Raw genomic sequence first — 17,063 nt, 5'->3', positions numbered from 1 at the left:
TCAGCCGCCGAAACCGAGCTGTTCGCTGTAGAACAGGCCGAGGCCGAACATGCAGCAGATCGCCGAGAGCAGCCAGAACCGGATGATCACCGTGGTTTCGGCCCACCCGGCGAGCTCGAAGTGGTGGTGGAACGGGGCCATCCGGAAGAGCCTTCGCCGGGTCGTCCGGAACACCGCGATCTGCGCGACCACCGAGATCATCTCGACCATGAACAGGCCGCCGATGACGATGGCGAGCAGCTCGGTGCGGGTGGTCATGGACAGGCCGGCGACCAGGCCGCCGAGGGCCAGCGACCCGGTGTCGCCCATGAAGATCTTGGCCGGGGCCGCGTTCCACCAGAGGAACCCGACGCAGGCGCCGGTGGCCGCGGCGGCGACCACCGCCAGGTCCAGCGGGTCGCGGACGTCGTAGCAGGCGGGCGCCGGGCCGTTCGCGCAGTTGAGGCGCTCCTGCCAGAACGAGATCACGACGTAGGTCGCCAGCACCATCGCCGCCGAGCCGCCGGCCAGGCCGTCGAGGCCGTCGGTGAAGTTCACCGCGTTCGACCAGCCGGAGATCACGATGTAGCAGAAGATCACGAAGAACACCGCGGGGAACGTGATCAGCGCGAGGTCGCGGACGTAGGAGAGGCTCTGCGACGCCGGCGTGATGCCGCGCTCGTCGGCGAAGTTCAGCGCGAGCACCGCGAACGCGACCGTGACGACGAGCTGGCCGACCAGCTTCGCGGTCTTGTTCAGCCCCAGGTTGCGCTGCTTGCGGATCTTGATGAAGTCGTCGAGGAAGCCGACGATCCCCAGTCCGACCGCCAGCATCAGCACGAGCAGCCCGGAGGCCGTCGGCGCGCCGCTGCGGGAGTTGAACATCCAGTTGATCAGGTGCGCGGCGAAGTACCCGACGACCATCGCGATGATGATCGCGACACCGCCCATGGTCGGGGTACCGCGCTTGGACTTGTGTCCCTGGGGGCCTTCCTCGCGGATCTCCTGGCCGAAGCCCTGCCGGGAGAAGACCCGGATCAGGTAGGGCGTCAGCATGATGGAGACCAGCAGGCCCGCCGCGGCCGCGATCAGGATGCTGATCACGCGTCACCACCGTTCGAGCGATTCTCGGAGTTGTCGGTTGCCCGGGGTTCGAGCAGAGCTTCGGCGACCCGCCAGAGGCCGGCGGCCTTGGAGGCCTTCACCAGCACCACGTCCCCGGGGCGGAGCTGATCATGCAGCAGGGCGATCGCGGCCTCGACGTCGGGTACCAGTGCCGACTCCTCGCCCCAGGAGCCCTCCTGGTGCGCGCCCTGGTGCATGGCCGCCGCCTCGGGGCCGATCACGACGAGCTTGGCGATGTTGAGCCGGACGACCAGGCGGCCGATCTCGTCGTGCGCGGTGATCGCGTCCGCGCCGAGCTCGCCCATCACGCCGAGCACGGCCCAGGACCGGCGGCCGGTCTCCCGCGTCATCGCCGCGAGGGCCTTCAGGCCCGCCCGCATCGACTCGGGGTTGGCGTTGAACGAGTCGTTGAGGATCGTCACGCCGTCTTCGCGGGTGACGACCTCCATGCGGCGCGCGGACCGCCGTTCGAGGCCGGAGAGCCGCGCGGCGATCTCCGCCGGGGTCGCGCCCAGCTCCAGCGCGACGGCCGCGGCGGACAGGGCGTTGCCGACGTGGTGCTCGCCGTGCAGCGGCAGCCGGACGTCGGCCTCGCCGGCCGGGGTGATCAGCCGGAAGGAAGCGCGGGCTTCGTCGTCGAGGGTGATGTCCGCGGCCCGGACCTGCGCGGAGGCACTCTCGCCGACGTACACCACGCGGGCCTTGGTGCGGCTCGCCATGGCCGCGACCAGCGGGTCGTCGAGGTTCAGGACCGCGACGCCGTCCGCGGGCAGGGCCTCGACGAGCTCGCCCTTGGTCTTCGCGATGCCTTCGCGCGAGCCGAACTCGCCGACGTGCGCGGTGCCGACGTTGAGCACGACGCCGATCTTCGGCGGGGCGATCTCGGCGAGGTGGGCGATGTGCCCCGGGCCGCGCGCGGACAGCTCCAGCACCAGGTGCCGGGTCTGCGCGTCGGCCCGCAGGGCGGTCCAGGGGTGGCCCAGCTCGTTGTTGAACGACCCGGGCGGCGCGACGGTCGGGCCGAGCGGCTCGAGCAGCTGCGCGATGACGTCCTTCGTCGACGTCTTGCCGGACGAGCCGGTGACGCCGACGACGGTCAGGGTGCCCTCGGCCAGCCGCTGCACGACGTAGCGCGCGAGCTTGGCGAGCGCGCCCAGCACCGCGGCGCCGGAGCCGTCCTTGTCGCCGGTCAGCGCGACCGAGCGCTCGTGGGCCTCGCCCTCGGCCAGCGGCGGCACGACGATCGCGGGCGCGTCGACCTCGCGGGCGGCCAGCACGGCCACGGCGCCGGCCTCGACGGCCTGCGCGGCGAAGTCGTGGCCGTCGACCTTCTCCCCCGGCAGGGCGACGAACAGGCCGCCGGGGGTGAGCTTCCGCGTGTCGAACTCCACGCTGCCGGTGACCCGCACGCCCGGTTCGGCGCGGTGCAGCCGGCCGCCGACGACGTCGGCGATCTCGGCCAGGCTGAGCACGATCACACATTCACCTCGAGTTTGTTTCTGATGGCCGCGGCCAGCTCGTCGCGGTCGGAGAACGGGTGCACGACGCCGCCGGCCTCCTGGCCGGACTCGTGCCCCTTGCCGGCGAGGAAGACGATGTCGCCCGGCCCGGCCAGCGCGACCGCGTGCGCGATGGCTTCGCGGCGGTCGCCGATCTCGACGACTTCGCCGCCCTCGGCGGGCCCGACCGCGCGGGCGCCGGCCAGCATCGCCGCGCGGATCGCCGCGGGGTCCTCGGAACGCGGGTTGTCGTCGGTGACGATCAGGACTTCGCTGCGGCGGGCCGCCGCCTCGCCCATCATCGGGCGCTTGGCGGTGTCCCGGTCGCCGCCGCAGCCGAGCACGGTGATGATCCGGCCCTCGGTGCGGGCGCGCAGCGCGTCCAGGCCCTGGGCGACCGCGGCGGGCTTGTGGGCGTAGTCGACGACGGCGGTGAACTCCTGGCCGACGTAGACCCGCTCCATCCGGCCCGGCACCTGCACCTGGGCGAGCCCGGTGACGATGTGCTCCAGGCCCACGCCGGCGGTGCTCAGGATCGCGGCGGCGAGCACGGCGTTGGCGACGTTGAACTCGCCGGGCAGCGGGATCCGGGCGGGCACGCTGACGCCGTCCGGACCGTGCAGGGTGAACGTCTGCTCGCCGTGCGGGGTGGCCTCCAGGTCGGTGGCCTTCCAGAGGGCGTCGGTGCCCGGGTCCGTGGTCACCGTGACCGTCTGCGGCGTGAGCAGGGCCTGGCCCCACGCGCTGTCGACCACGACGACCTCGGTGGTCGAGCGGCCGTCGAACAGCAGGGACTTCGCGGCGAAGTACTCCTGCATGTCCTTGTGGAAGTCCAGGTGGTCCTGGGAGAGGTTGGTGAACGCGCCGACCGCGAACCGGGTGCCGTTGGCGCGGCCCAGCGCGAGCGCGTGGCTGGAGACCTCCATCGGCACGTGCGTGACCCCACGCTCGAGCATCACCGCGAGCAGCGCCTGCAGGTCCGGTGCCTCGGGTGTGGTGAAGCCGCTGACCAGGCGTTCGCCGGCGATCCGGGTCTCCACCGTGCCGATCAGGCCGGTGGTCAGGCCCGCGGCCTGCAACCCGGCGTCGACCAGGTAGGACGTCGTGGTCTTGCCGGAGGTGCCGGTGACGCCGAGGATGGCCAGCTTCAGGGAGGGCTCGCCGTAGATCCAGGCGGCGATCTCGCCGAGGGCGGCGCGCGGGTCGGCGTGGACGAGGATCGGGACGCCGGCGTCGCGCAGGGCGGGCCGCTCGGCGCCCGCGGCGTCGGTGAGCACCGCGACGGCACCGGCGGCGACCGCCTGGTCGCTGAAGTCGGCGCCGTGCGCGCGGGCCCCCGGGAGGGCGGCGAAGAGGTCGCCGGGCAGCACGTGCTGGGCCCGCAGGGTGGTGCCGGTGACGGTGAGGTCGGCGGCGTCGGGCCGCTCGGCGATCAGGCGGGCGTCCGCCCTGGCGAGGAGGGTCGCCAGCGGGACCGGGTCGATGCGCGCCGGGCGCGGCGGCGCGGGGACCGCTTTCACCGGGCTTTCCGGCACCTGGGAACGGGACGAGGACACGGACACGGCCAAGAGGCTACCGGCGGCCGTCCGGGGGCCCCGCACGCGGTACGGCGATTGCGCGCGGCTGAGGCACATGTGCTAGACGGCGACGCGCACCTCATTGCGCCGCAACGCTTTCACCCCCGCTGCTGACCGAAGTGGACGCTGGGCACACGAAAGCCCCCTCACGCAGGTGAGGGGGCCTTCACGCACTGTGCCTACTGGACGATGAGCGGGACTTCCGGCGTGGGGCCGTCCGACAGCGGGATCTGGTACCGCTGCGTCAGGTACGACGCGATGCTGTGGAACAGCGGCGCCGCGGAGTGCCCCACCGGCAGCGTCGTGTCCGGCGCGTCCAGCCGGATGCCGACCACGAACCGCGGGTGGTCGGCGGGCAGGATGCCGGCGAAGGTGATGTTGTACAGGTGGTCGCTGTAGGCCTTCGTCCGCGGGTCGACCTGCTGGCCGGTGCCGGTCTTGCCGGAGATCTGGTAGCCCTCGACCGCCGCCGTCGGCGCGGTGCCCTTCTGCAGGCCCTTGCCGTTCTGGGCGACCGCGCGCATCATGTCGCGCACCGTCTTCGCCGTCTGCGGGCTGACCACCTGGACGCTCTTCGGCGCCGGCTCGGGCACCGTCGTCCCGTCCGGGTTGACTTTCGCCTTGACGATCCGCGGTTCGACGCGCAGGCCGTCGTTCGCGATGGCCTGGTACATCCCCGCCATCTGCAGGACCGTCATCGACAGGCCCTGCCCGATCGGCAGGTTGCCGAACGTCGTCGCCGACCACTGGCTGCGCGCGGGCACCACGCCGGCGCTCTCGCCGGGGAGGCCGACGCCGGTGCGCTGGCCGAGGCCGAAGCGCTTGAGCAGCTCCGAGTAGTGCTCCTCGCCGATCTTCTGCGCGAGCAGCAACGTGCCGATGTTCGACGACTTGGCGAAGATGCCGGCGGTGGTGAACGTCTGCGTGCCGTGGGTCCAGGCGTCGTGCACCGTCTTGTCGGCCACCTGCAGCGCGCCGGGCACCGGGATCGTCGACTCCGGCGTCGCGATGCCCTCGTCGATCGCGCCGGTGGCGGTGACGATCTTGTTCACCGACCCCGGTTCGAACGGCGTGGTGACCGCGGGGTTGGCCAGGTCTTCGTTGGTCCAGGTCGTCTGGTCGTTGGGGTCGAACGTCTTGTCGTTGGCCAGCGCGTAGACCTCGCCGGTCTTGGCGTCCAGCACGACCGCCTGCCCGCCCTTGGCGTGCGACTGCTGGACGTAGTCCGACAGCTGCCGCTGCACCTCGTACTGCAGGTCCGAGTCGACGGTCAGCTCGAGGTCCGAGCCGGGGACCGCGGCCTGCAGGTCGTGCTCGGTGCCCGGGATGACGACGTTTTCGCTGCCGTTCTTGGTGTTGACCATCATCCGGCCCGGCGTGCCCGCCAGGTCGTTGTCGCGCAGCAGCTCCAGCCCGACCAGGCCGTGCAGGTTGTGCTTGGAGACGTCCGGGTCGTCGGAGCGCCAGTTCGCCGCGCCGACGATGTTCGAGGCCAGGCTGCCGCCCGGGTATTCGCGCAGCGCGCGCTTCTCGACGCCGATCCAGGCGAAGTGCTTGACGATGTCGGCGGCGATCGACGGCTCGACGTTGTTCACCAGGTAGGTGAAGGACGCCTGCTTGTGGAACAGGTCCAGCAGCTGCTGCTCGCCGATCACGTTAGGCAGCTTGCCGGCGATGTACTTCGCGGCGGCGGCCGTCTCGGCGTCGAACGTCCGCTCGGTGCCGGGGTTCTTCGCGGCGAAGTCGGTCATGCTCTTGCGCAGCGCCTTGAGGTTCACCGAAAGCGTGCGCACCTCGACGCTGAACGCCAGCTTGGCACCACTGCGGTCCACAATGGACCCGCGCTGGGCCGGGATGTCGATGGTCTGGGTGCGCTGCCGCTCGGCCGCGGCGGACAGCGCCCCGGCCTCGAACCACTGCACCTGCACCAGTTTCCCGCCCGCGACCAGCAGCACGGCGACCAGCAGCAGCCGCACGGCGGAGAACCGCGTGCGGTTGCCGCCGTTGCCCCGGCGTGCGGCCGCGCTGCGCGTCCCGGCGGCGTAGGTCCGGCGCGCGCTCCCCGCGGAGCGCGCGCGGACCTGTCCGCGGCTCGAAGCCATCACTGACCGGCCCCCGGCTGCGCCGGCGGCTGCTCCTCGGCGGGCACGGCGGGCTGGTCACCTTCGATCGGGGCGCCCTGCTGCGACTGCGTGCCCGCGGCGGGCGCGGCCGGCGGCGCGACCGGCACCGCCGGCGTGTCCGCCTTGGCCTTCTTGGGCTCGCCGACGAGCGAGGTCTTGCCGTCCGGGCCGACGACGATCCGCGCCGGGTCGCCCCCGGGCACCATGCCCTGCTGCTGGGCCGCGGGGGCCAGCGAAGCGGGCGACTCGGCCTTGGCGACGTCGCGCTGGAGCTGTTCCTTCGTCTCGGCCAGCCCCGCGTTGGCGGTGCGCAGCTGCTCGAGCCGGTAGGAGTCGGCGATCGCCTGCGTGGACAGCCACAGCGTGGTGGCCACGCCGACGGCCAGCAGCGCCATCATCATCAGCACGAACGAGGCCCGCGACTTCGGCAGCCGCAGCTTCAGCTTGAGCTTCGGCGCGGGCGTGCCCGGCGCGGCCTTCGGCGCCGGGCGCGGCTCGCGCTCCTTGAGCAGGTCGGCCCGCTGGGCGCGGCGCGCGTAGGCGCGCTCGGCCGCGGACGTGCGGCCCCGCGACCCGCGCCGGGACGCCTTGCCCGGCTCGGTCGGCTGCGGGTCCGGTTCGACGGTGGTGCGGGCGGCCTCGGTGCGTCCCCGCGTCGACGGCGCGGTGCGGCGGCGGGACTTCGTGGGAGCGGTCATCGCGGCTCTCCGATCCTCTCAGCGGCCCGCAGCCGCACCGAGGCGGCGCGCGGGTTCCGTTCGATCTCCTCTTCGCCGGCCTTCTCGGCGCCCCGGGTCAGGAGCTTCAGCTCCGGCCCGTGTCCCGGCAGCTCGACCGGAAGTCCTTCCGGGGTGCGGGACTTCGCGAGTTCGGCCAGCGCCTGCTTGACGAGCCGGTCCTCCAGCGACTGGTAGGACTCGACGACGATCCGCCCGCCCGTCCTCAGCGCGCCGAGTGCGGCCGGCATGGCCCGCCGGAGCACCTCCAGCTCGCCGTTGACCTCGATCCGCAGCGCCTGGAAGGTGCGCTTGGCCGGGTGCCCGCCGGTGCGCCGGGTGGCGGCCGGTACGGCGTCGTAGAGCAGCTCGACCAGGCGTCCGCTGGTCGTGAACGGCTCCTGTTCGCGGGCCTTCACGACGGCTTTGACGATCCGCTGCGCGAAGCGTTCCTCGCCGTAGTCGCGCAGGATCCGGATCAGCTCGCCGGGCGCGTAGGTGTTCAGCACGTCGGCGGCGGTGAACCCGGTGGTCGGGTCCATCCGCATGTCCAGCGGCGAATCCTTGGCGTAGGCGAACCCGCGTTCGGCCCGGTCCAGCTGCATCGAGGAGACGCCGAGGTCGAACAGGATGCCGTCGGCCTTGGTGAGGTTCAGCCCGGCGAGCGCCTCGGGCAGCCCGTCGTAGATCGTGTGCACGAAGTCGACGCGGTCGCCGTGGCGCGCGAGGCGCTCCGCGGACTTCTCGAGCGCGGCCGGATCGCGGTCCAGCGCGACGAGCCGGAGCCGCGGGAAGGCGTCGAGGAGGGCGTCGGAATGCCCGCCGAGGCCGACCGTCGCGTCCACGAGGACGCCGTCGCGGTCGGCGAACACGGGGGTGAACAGCTCGACGATGCGCCGCAGCAGTACCGGGACGTGCTCGGGTGCCGTCATGGTGTCCCCTCCCCCTTTCTCGCCTGGGCGGCCCGGGGGAAATATGGCGGATGCCGTCAGGTCCCTGTCCGCCCGCTGCGGACCTGGTACCGGGGAAGGTGCACCAGGGCTGTTGAGCGGACAGAGGCCTCACGGCATCCGGGTGGGCTTCCCCTTCGTCGCACGGGCGGCGAACCTCTTCGTCCCCCGACGACGAAGGTGCACCGCGACCGCACGTCTAGAAGACGCCCGGCAGTACTTCCTCTCGAGCCTTCGCGTAGCTGTCTTCGTGTTCTTCCAGGTAGCCCTGCCACGCTTGGGCGTCCCAGATCTCCAGCCTGGTGATCGCCCCGATCACCACGCACTCCTTGCTGAGCCCCGCGTAGCGGCGGAGCTCGGACGCGATCGTGATGCGCCCCTGGCCGTCCGGCCGTTGCTCGTCCGTCCCGGCGAACAGGTAGCGCTGGTAGGCCCGAACCGCCTCGTTCGTGAACGGGGCCTCGGCGACCTTGCGCGCCATCTGCTCGAACTCGGCGCGGGGGAAGACGAAGAGGCAGTGGTCCTGCCCCTTGGTGAGCATCAGCCCGCCGGCCAAGGCGTCGCGGAACTTCGCGGGCAGCGCGAGCCGCCCCTTGTCGTCCAGCTTCGGGGTGTGGGTGCCGAGGAACACGGCCTCCACCTCCCTACCGCACCCGGTGGCGAACCACCGTCTACGGCTCCAGGGCTTCCCTTCCGCCCCACTGGCCACCACCGTACCCCACTTTTCACCACAGTCAACGCGAGAAACCGGCGGCTCACTCCGTCGTGTGTTCCGTTTTTGCAGGTCAGCAGGGTGGGGGCAGGTGGGGGCCGATGTGGGGCCCGGTGGCCAAGATCCCCCTCGGCGGGGTCCGGAGCAACCTCAGCTGTTCCCCATGCGTCCGCATAACGGCCGCGAAGGAACCCTCGGGGTGCCCGGTGGGGCCCAGTGGGGGCGCCGGTGGGGGCGCGTGGGGCCGCGAGTGGGGCCGGGTGGGGGCGCCGGTCGACCCTCGGTGGGGTCCGGTGGGGCTGCGGGTCGTGGCGCACGAGACGCGAGTGGGATCCGGTGGGCCGAGGGTGGCGCGCGGCCCAGAGGTCGCGAATGACTCATTGGGGACCTCCGACGTCCCGAATGAGTCATTCGCGACCTTCGAACCCGGGCCCCCGCGAGGTTGTCCACAGCCCGGGGTACGCGCGGCCGAGTAGTCCACAGATCACGGAAGGGGCCTGGCGCGGAGCAGTCCGGCTCAAGACGATCGAACGGTGACGAGACGATCGTGGACCGCGGACGCCGAGGCGCTCTACGCCGCCAGTCGGCGAGGGGTGATCACCGTCGCCCGGCTGCAAGAACTGGGCGTTCCTTCCCGCACGAGCTACCGAAGGTGCCGTCCCGGCCGGCCGTGGCAGCGGCTCTTGCCGGGCGTGGTCCTGCTTCGCACCGGCGTCCCGACCCGCCGCCAGCTGGTCGAGGGCGCGCTGCTCTACGGCGGTGACACGGCAGTCGTCACGGGATTGGAGTCCTGCCGGCGCCAGGGACTGAAGCGCGATGCCAAGCCGGGCGAGCCGGTTCACCTTCTGCTGCCGGCCCACCTGAAGACCATGAGCAGCGGCTACGTCCTCATGGAGCGGACCACCCGAATGCCCGCGACGGTCCGGGCAGGCGGGCTCGCCATGGCTCCGGTGGCCCGGGCGGTGCTGGACGCGTGCCGCCGGCTGACCGAACTCGCGCCGATCCGGGCGTTGCTTGCCGAAGCCGTCCAGCAGCTGCGGGTCGATCCGGCCGAGCTGTCGGCCGAGCTGGAGAACGGCAGCGACCGGGGAAGCGCCCTGCCCCGCGAAGCGCTCGCCGAAATCAGTCGCGGCGCCCGCTCGGCCGCCGAAGCGGAGGCCATGGCGCTGTGGCGCCGCACCGGTCTGCCGGAGCCGATCTGGAACCCCGTGGTCCACGACGAGCAGGGCCGCTACCTCGCCACCCCCGACGCCTGGCTCGACGACGTCGCACTGGCCTGGGAGATCGACTCCTGCGAGTTCCACTTCGGACAACCCGGCTACACCGCGACCCTGGCCAGGAACAACCGCTACACCGCGGCCGGTGTCGCCTTCGTGCAGACGGTGCCGAGCCGGCTGCGCAGGGAACCGGGTGCTGTCGCCGGCGATCTCGTCGCCGCATACCGCGCCGCGGCCGCGCGTCCCCGCCCGCCGGTCCGCCTGCTCGGACGTGGGGGGGGGGGGGGGGGGGGCCGGGGGGGGGGGGGGGGGGGGGGGCCCCCCCCCCCCGGGGGGGCGGGGGGGGGGGGGGGGGGGGGGGGGGGGGGGGGGGGGGGGGGGGGGGGGGGGGCGGGGGCGGGGGCGCGGGGGGCCGCGGGGGGGCCCCCCGATGTGGGGGGGTCCCTGTTGTTTTTTTTTTTTTGGGGTTTACCCCCCCAAAAAACCCCCCACGACTCTCTGGACCTGCACGGGCGCGGCGACCCCCGCGCGGGTGATACCCGGGGTATCGCCCGGCCGTCAGCCCCCGAGGTTCAGCGGCTGGGTCAGCAGGGGCAGCGATTGGTGGAGGGAACGTTGCCACCACGGCCAGTTGTGCGTTCCCGGGCCGTAGAAGTCCGTCGTGACGGTCGCGCCGGTGTCGCGCAGCCGGCGCGCGAGCGCGGTGTTCATCTCCGCGCACAGCGGCTCGATGAACAGGTCCGGCGGCGTGCCCGGCGGGTCGAGCACGCCGGGGGTTCCGTTGCCGCAGGCCAGGTACAGCGGGATGCCCCCCAGGTTCCTCGCCAGGTCGTACGGGTTGTGCGCGGCCCAGACGTCGGAGTTCAGGTTCGGATCGCCCCACAGCGCGGTGGGATCGTAGCCGTCCTTCACCAGGACGCCCTGGATCAGGCTCGGCCCGCGGGCGCCTTGGTAGGTCGTGTGCACCACGCCGCTGTAGGACGCGGCCGCGGCGAACATCCCCGGGTGCCGTCCGGCGTAGGAAAGCGCGCCAAAACCGCCCATGGACAGACCGGCGATCGACCGGACGGGGCCGGCGCCGTAGCCGCGCTCGAGGATCTGCCGCAGTTCGGTGAGGTGGAAGGTCTCCCAGCGCGGCGCCCCGCCGGCGCCGCGGTTGAACCAGTCCGAATAGAACCCGTCACGGCCCCCCGAGGGCATCACCACCAGCAGTTCGGCGCCGCGGGTGAAGGTGGCGATGTCGGTCGAGCGCGTCCACGACGTGTAGTCGTCGCCCGCGCCGTGCAGCAGGTAGAGCACGGGCCAGGTGCGGGTGGCACCCGGGGTCCAGTCCGGCGGGTGCAGCAGCCGCACCATCGCGGTGGCCGCCAGGGCCGGGGAGTCGACGGTCAGGTCGAGCATGGTCGGGCTCAGCCGCTGCTCGGCGAGCACCCGGGCGCCGCTGTCCGCCACCGCGCGCGGCGACGTCGTGGCCGCGGCGGGCCGGGCGAGGGCGAGCGCGGACAATCCCGCGGCCGCGCCGAGGACGAACTTCCGCCGTGACACCCGCGAAGGCACGGGCCCTCGTTCGGGTGCCGCCGCGCGGGACGGGATCTGCCGGTCTTCGACGGGCCTGGGCATCGTTGCCTCCAGGGGCGGGGGATGCGGAACCTGGTGTCCCCGGGCGTGTCCGGGCGCGCCGGTGCGACCGGCCCGGGGACACCAGGCGTGGGCAGGAGAACAGAGCGCTCTCCCGGACCCGCGCCGGGCGTGGGCCGGCACGGGCGACTGAGCCCGGCGCTTCGGGAGCAGCCGGGAACGGGCCGGCTCGCGGAAGACGCGCGCAGGCAGGGCAAAGCTTCCCGGGGGTCACCCGGGAAGGCGACGAGCGACCGCTATCGCGAGCGCAGGGCGGACCGCTGGAGCTTGCCGCTCGGCGTTCTCGGCAGTTCCGCGACGAAGCGGACGATCCGCGGGTAGGCGTGCGCGGCGAAGCGCGCCTTCACCAGCGCCTGCAGTTCGGCGGCCAGCGCCGGCCCGGCGTCGTGGCCGGGGCGCACGACGACGTGGGCGGCGACGACCTCGCCGCGCAGGTCGTCCGGGACGCCGACGACGGCGGCTTCGGTGACGGCCGGGTGGGCCAGCAGCACCGATTCCACTTCGGACGGTCCGATCCGGTAGCCCGCCATCAGGATGACGTCGTCGTCGCGCGCGGTGAAGTGGAAGTTGCCTTCGTCGTCCCGCGCGGCGGTGTCCCCGGTGAGGTACCAGCGGCGGTCCGCGGTGAACCGCTCGGCCGTGCGCCCGGGCGCGCCCCGATACCCGCTGAACCACATCAGCGGGCTGGCGGCCAGGTCGACGGCGAGCCGCCCGCGCTCCCCGGGCGCCGCGGGCTCCGCCGTCTCCGGGCGCAGCACGTCGAGGCGCCAGCCGGGCAGGGCGCGGCCCATCGACCCGGGGCGCCGCTCGGCCCGCAGGCCGGGGTGCCAGGCGTTGGCGACGGCCATGCCCAGTTCCGTCTGGCCGTAGTGGTCCAGGACCGGCACGCCGAGCGCGCGCTCCGCCCACGCGCTCACGTCGGCAGGCAGCGGCTCCCCCGCCGACGAACAGTGCCGCAGCAACAGGTCCGGCGGCGCCAGGTCCTCCGCGGCGCGCAGCGCGCGGTAGACCGTCGGCCCGGCGGTGAAGTTGGTGACGCGGAAGGCGCCGAGGACCGCCCAGGTGAGCCGGGCGGAGAATCCACTGTGGAGCATCAGCGAGCGCCGCCCGAGGCCGAGCGGGCCGATGATCGCGTGGTAGAGGCCGTAGGCCCAGCCGGGGTCGGCGGCGTTCCAGAAGACGTCGGTCTCCTGGTGGTCCAGCCCGAACTCCTGGTAGGCCAGCATCGACGCCACCGCCCACAGCGGCACGGGCACGCCCTTGGCCGGCCCGGTCGTGCCCGAGGTGTAGAGCTCGACGAGGGTCGCCTCCCCGCCCATCGCCACCGGCACCGGCTGTTCGGGTGCCTGGAGCAGCCGCTCGAAACGGTGGTCGCCGCGCTGGTCCCCGGCGGCGCCGGCGGTGATCACGGTCAGCCGCCACGCCGCCGGGATGTCTTCGCTGGGGCCGAGTTTCGCCCGTTGCGCGGGTTCGGTGACCACGATCCGCGCGCCGCTGCCCGCGAGCCGGGTGGCGATCGCCGGCGGGGCCAGCGCGGTGAACAGCGGCACGTGCACGGCGCCGATCCGCCAGATCGCGAGCAGCGTCACGACGAGGTCCGCCGACTTGCCCAGCAGCGTCGCGACGCGGTCGCCCGGGCCGGCGCCGAGGTCGGCCAGCGCCGTGGCCAGCCGCGCGGAGCGGGTTCGCAGCTCGCCGAAAGTCCAGTCGCGCCGGGAAAGGTCCGGCTCGACGACGGTGAACGCCACGGCGTCCGCGGGGTGCCGGTCGCACAGCAGCTCGGCGGCACGGGCCCGCGGGTGGTCGAACCGCGAGACCAGATCCTCGACGTGGCGTCGGATGCTCGTCATGAGGGCCTCCCGGGACCTGCGCGGTACCGCCGCGGTGCCGTACCGTGGCAAAAATGTCCCATCGCGGCGGAGACCCAGCTACCCCCGGCTGAGGGGAACGGGACCAGCGCGCGACGTTCCCGAGGAGGCAGGCGTGAACCCGAACGCCACGGCCGACGACCGCCCGGAGATCCACCGCGCGCTCGCCCGGATGCGGGACGCGACCGGCCTGCCGCTGACGTTCGGGGGCGAAGTGGGCTCGGGCCGGCAGGTGAAGCTGAGCCAGCTCGCCGGCCCGAACACGGGGGCGCTGCGGGGGGTCAGCCTCGAGTACGGGCGCGGGCTCGGCGGGAAGGCGGTGGCGCAGCGGCGGCCGGTCGTCGTCGACGACTACGTGCGCTCGACCGGGATCAGCCACCACTACGACCACATCATCGTGGCCGAGGGGCTGCGCGCGATGGTCGCCGTGCCGGTGGTCGTGGCGCGCACCGTCCGCGGCGTGCTCTACGGCGCGGTGCGCAGCCCGGTGCCGCTGGGCGACCGCGTGGTGCAGTCCGTCGTGGAGTCGGCCCGCGAGCTCGAACAGGGCCTGGCCGTGCGCGACGAGGTGACCCGGCGGCTGGCCTGGCTGGACCGCTACGACGCGACCGACTGCCACCGCCCGCACTGGGAGCTCGTCCGCGAGGCCTACGCCGAACTCCGGCTCCTCACCCAGAGCCTCGAGGACCCGGTGCTGCGCGGCCGCGTCCGCGCGGTCTGCGAAACGCTCTCGGCCGTCTCCGGCCGGCCGGCGCGGACCCCGACCGGGCCGGCGCTGTCGGCACGGGAGCTCGACGTGCTCGCGTGCGTGGCCCTCGGCTGGACCAACCACCAGATCGCGGAGGATCTCGGGATCACCGGGGAAACGGTGAAGAGCTACCTGCGCAGCACCATGCGCAAGCTCGTGGCCCGCAGCCGGATGGAGGCCGTGGTCACCGCCCGCCGCTTCGGCCTTCTCCCGTGACGGTACGAAATAGGGTACGGTGGTACCGCGCGCCGCCTCGAACCCGGGCGTGTGCGAGGCTACGGAACCATGACCGCGAAGCCACCTTGGATGACGCCACCGGGAGCGCGCACGGCGCGAAGCCGACGCATGTCCGACACCAAGCGCGAGGAACTGATCCTGCGCCTGGAACGGCTTTTCCTGGACGAGGGCTTCGCCCGGCTGACCGTCGACGACCTGGCCAGCAGGCTGCAGTGTTCGAAGTCGACGCTCTACGCGGTGGCCGGCAGCAAGGAACAGCTCGTCGTCGTCGCCGTCCGGCACTTCTTCCAGGAGGCGACCGCCCGGGTCGAGGAGAAGGTCGGGCCGATCACCGATCCCCCGCAGCGCATCGCCGAGTACCTGGCCGGACTGGGCTCCGAGCTGCGCCGGATGTCGCCGGAGTGCTACGCGGACCTGCTCACGTTCGAAGCCACCACCGAGCTGTACGCCCGGCATTCGCTGGCCGCCGCGCACCGCGTGCGGGAGTCCATTCAGGACGGTGTGGCTTCGGGCGCGTTCCGCGCCGTCAACGCGGACTTCGTCGGTGCCGCGGTCAGCCTGCTCATCGACGGCATCCAGCACGGCGAGCTGCTGGACCGGTCGGGACTGTCCATGGCCGACGCCTACACCGAACTCGGGGCGCTGGTGCTCGCCGCGTTGACCAACCAGGCCGGGAAGTAGCGGCCTCACCTCCGCCAGGGCTTGCGCGGTCGCGTCGTCTGTGTCTAACGTACGAAATCGGGTACTGAAGTATTCGATCTAGTACCCACTCCTTCCGGCGAAAGCGGAGGCGGCGATGCCTGCACGCACGGACACTGACCGGCGCCACGAAGTCGTGCTCCGGCGCGACGTCCGGATTCCCACGCCCGAGCCGGGAGTCACGCTTTCGGCCGACCTGTTCCTGCCCGACGGCCCGGGCCCGTTCCCGCTGCTGGTCACCGTCCTGCCCTACCGGCGGGACGTCGCGGCGCTCAACGGCTCGCCCACCGAACGCTGGTTCGCCGAGCGCGGCTACGCGTCCCTGCTCGTCGACCTGCTCGGCACCGGCTCGTCCGACGGCGTCCAGCGGCCGCCGTTCGACCCCGGCGAAGCCGACGACGCGCTCGACGCCATCCGCTGGGGCGCCGCGCAGGAGTGGTGCACCGGCGCGGTCGGCATGTGGGGCGGGTCCTACGGGGCCATCACCACCCTGCGCGCCGCCGCCCGGCGACCGGCGGCCCTGCGCGCGGTCATCGCGCTCGAAGGCCCGACCGATCCCGGGCACCAGTTCGTCCACCCGGGCGGGACGCGCGGCGCGTTCTCGCCACTGGCGTCCTGGTCGGTGAGCACGTTGTTCAACCAGCTCCTGCCCCCGGTGGACGACTTCGCCGACCCGGACGAGCAGGCGCGCTGGCACCGCCGCCTGACCTTCGCGCCCTACGTCCTCGACCTCTTCCGCAACGGCCCGGGATCGCCGGTCTGGCCCCGGCGCCGGATCGACGTCGCCGCCGTGGCGGTCCCGGCCCTGTGCGTCGCCGGCTGGCGGGATCTCTTCGTCGACGGCGCGGTTCGCGCGTACGAAGAGCTCCGCGGCACCAAGGCCCTGATCGCCGGGCCGTGGATGCACGTCATGCCGCAGGAGTGCCCGGTGACGCCGATCGACTTCCTCGAGATCGCCCGGTCGTGGTGGGACCGCTGGCTGCTCGGCGCCGGCGCGGGCGAGGACACCCCCGAAGTCCGGGTGTACGCGCAGGGCGCGCGGCCGCGCTGGCTCGGCTTCGATTCCTGGCCACCCGAAAGCACCGTGCGGATCGAAGACCTCGCCGGCTGGCAGCGGTCCGCGCCGCCCGAGCCGGATCCGGCCACCGGCCTGCAGTCCGGGCTGTGGTCGACCCCCGCCGGGCAGTTCGGGCTGCCCATGGACCAGCACGGCGACGACAGCCGCAGCCTCTGCCACACCTCGCCGCCGCTGTCCCGGCCGTGGCTCATCGCCGGCCGGCCGTCGGTCACGCTCACCAGGGGGTGGCCGCGGGTGTCGGTGAAACTGACCGACGTCGACCCCGCCGGGCGGTCGGTGCTGATCTCCGCGGGCCTCGCCTGCGCGGGCGAAGCGGACGGCGACCTGACCGTGCCGCTGAACCCGACCGCCTACGAAGTCGCGGCGGGCCACCGGATCCGGGTCGTCGTCGCCCCCGGCGACTTCCCCCGCGTGTGGCCGCAGGAGCCGCCCGACGGGTGGCCGGAGGCCCACACGCTCACGCTCCCGCTCGCGGACGCCACCCGCGGGAAAGCGTGCCCGATGCCGGAACCGGCCGAGCCCGCGCTCGCGGACCTCGAAGAGCAGCCGGCCGGCCCTGCCGGAGCGGAAGCGTCCTGGGAGGTCACCGAAGACCTGCTGCGCGAAACGGTTTCCCTGCGCCTGGCGGGCGGCAACCGGATCCGGCCCGAGGACGTGCCCGGCGGACGGCACACCCTGAGCGTGGACCAGGAACTCGTCGCCACGGCGCACCGGCTCGACCCCGCCGAGTCGACCGTCACCGGCCGCATCACCGGCACCGTCGACACCGCGACCGGCGCCCACGTCGTCGTCGAGGTCTCGGTCACCGCGACCGCGACCACCCTCGACGCCCGCGGAAAGGTCGTCCAGGACGGCGTTTCCCTGCTCGACCGGCACTGGCGCGGCTGAACCCGCCGG

12 protein-coding genes are annotated in these 17,063 nt (G+C 73.1%); 3 read left to right on the top strand and 9 right to left on the bottom strand.

The window, feature by feature from the left end; all coding sequences use genetic code 11:
- From mraY to SD460_RS32445, 9 genes are all read right to left on the bottom strand, one after another.
- Positions 1-1,083: a phospho-N-acetylmuramoyl-pentapeptide-transferase gene (gene mraY, locus SD460_RS32485; protein ID WP_290061980.1), complete on the bottom strand. Its 1,083-nt coding sequence runs from the start codon at positions 1,081-1,083 to the stop codon at positions 1-3.
- A complete protein-coding gene (locus tag SD460_RS32480; RefSeq protein ID WP_290061981.1) occupies positions 1,080-2,582 on the bottom strand; it encodes a UDP-N-acetylmuramoyl-tripeptide--D-alanyl-D-alanine ligase in 1,503 nt (500 codons plus the stop codon). Before SD460_RS32480 ends, mraY begins: the two co-directional genes overlap by 4 nt.
- A complete protein-coding gene (locus SD460_RS32475; RefSeq protein WP_290061983.1) occupies positions 2,579-4,123 on the bottom strand; it encodes a UDP-N-acetylmuramoyl-L-alanyl-D-glutamate--2,6-diaminopimelate ligase in 1,545 nt (514 codons plus the stop codon). Before SD460_RS32475 ends, SD460_RS32480 begins: the two co-directional genes overlap by 4 nt.
- Positions 4,124-4,359: 236 nt before the next feature.
- Entirely contained in the window at positions 4,360-6,282 is a 1,923-nt protein-coding gene (locus tag SD460_RS32470; RefSeq protein ID WP_318307178.1) for a peptidoglycan D,D-transpeptidase FtsI family protein, read from the bottom strand.
- A complete protein-coding gene (gene ftsL, locus SD460_RS32465) occupies positions 6,282-7,001 on the bottom strand; it encodes a cell division protein FtsL (protein ID WP_318307177.1) in 720 nt (239 codons plus the stop codon). The genes SD460_RS32470 and ftsL overlap by 1 nt, the downstream gene beginning before the upstream one ends.
- Positions 6,998-7,951: a 16S rRNA (cytosine(1402)-N(4))-methyltransferase RsmH gene (rsmH, locus tag SD460_RS32460; protein ID WP_290061489.1), complete on the bottom strand. Its 954-nt coding sequence runs from the start codon at positions 7,949-7,951 to the stop codon at positions 6,998-7,000. The genes ftsL and rsmH overlap by 4 nt, the downstream gene beginning before the upstream one ends.
- Before the next feature lie 217 nt (positions 7,952-8,168).
- Positions 8,169-8,600 (bottom strand): division/cell wall cluster transcriptional repressor MraZ, encoded by a 432-nt coding sequence (mraZ, locus tag SD460_RS32455; RefSeq protein ID WP_125314530.1) that lies wholly within the window; start codon positions 8,598-8,600, stop codon positions 8,169-8,171.
- A gap of 1,856 nt (positions 8,601-10,456) precedes the next feature.
- Entirely contained in the window at positions 10,457-11,518 is a 1,062-nt protein-coding gene (locus tag SD460_RS32450; protein WP_290061473.1) for an alpha/beta hydrolase, read from the bottom strand.
- Positions 11,519-11,772: 254 nt separating this feature from the next.
- The gene (locus tag SD460_RS32445; RefSeq protein ID WP_290061476.1) at positions 11,773-13,386 is read right to left on the bottom strand and encodes an AMP-binding protein; all 1,614 of its coding nucleotides are present in this window, start codon (positions 13,384-13,386) and stop codon (positions 11,773-11,775) included.
- 133 nt (positions 13,387-13,519) lie between these two features.
- Between SD460_RS32445 and SD460_RS32440 the strand changes: the two genes are divergently transcribed.
- The 3 genes from SD460_RS32440 to SD460_RS32430 all read left to right on the top strand — a co-directional run bounded on the left by SD460_RS32440 (position 13,520) and on the right by SD460_RS32430 (position 17,054).
- Positions 13,520-14,368 (top strand): helix-turn-helix transcriptional regulator, encoded by an 849-nt coding sequence (locus tag SD460_RS32440; protein ID WP_318307176.1) that lies wholly within the window; start codon positions 13,520-13,522, stop codon positions 14,366-14,368.
- Between the two features lie 129 nt (positions 14,369-14,497).
- On the top strand, positions 14,498-15,070 hold the full coding sequence (locus tag SD460_RS32435) for a TetR/AcrR family transcriptional regulator (RefSeq protein WP_290061481.1): 573 nt from the start codon (positions 14,498-14,500) through the stop codon (positions 15,068-15,070).
- 115 nt (positions 15,071-15,185) lie between these two features.
- On the top strand, positions 15,186-17,054 hold the full coding sequence (locus SD460_RS32430; RefSeq protein WP_290061484.1) for a CocE/NonD family hydrolase: 1,869 nt from the start codon (positions 15,186-15,188) through the stop codon (positions 17,052-17,054).
- Positions 17,055-17,063 lie beyond the last annotated feature (9 nt).

This window comes from Amycolatopsis solani (genome assembly GCF_033441515.1).
In the GTDB taxonomy this organism is placed as follows: domain Bacteria; phylum Actinomycetota; class Actinomycetes; order Mycobacteriales; family Pseudonocardiaceae; genus Amycolatopsis; species Amycolatopsis solani.
Note: the sequence above shows the minus strand (reverse complement) of the source record. Positions and strands in the feature narration are given on the sequence as shown.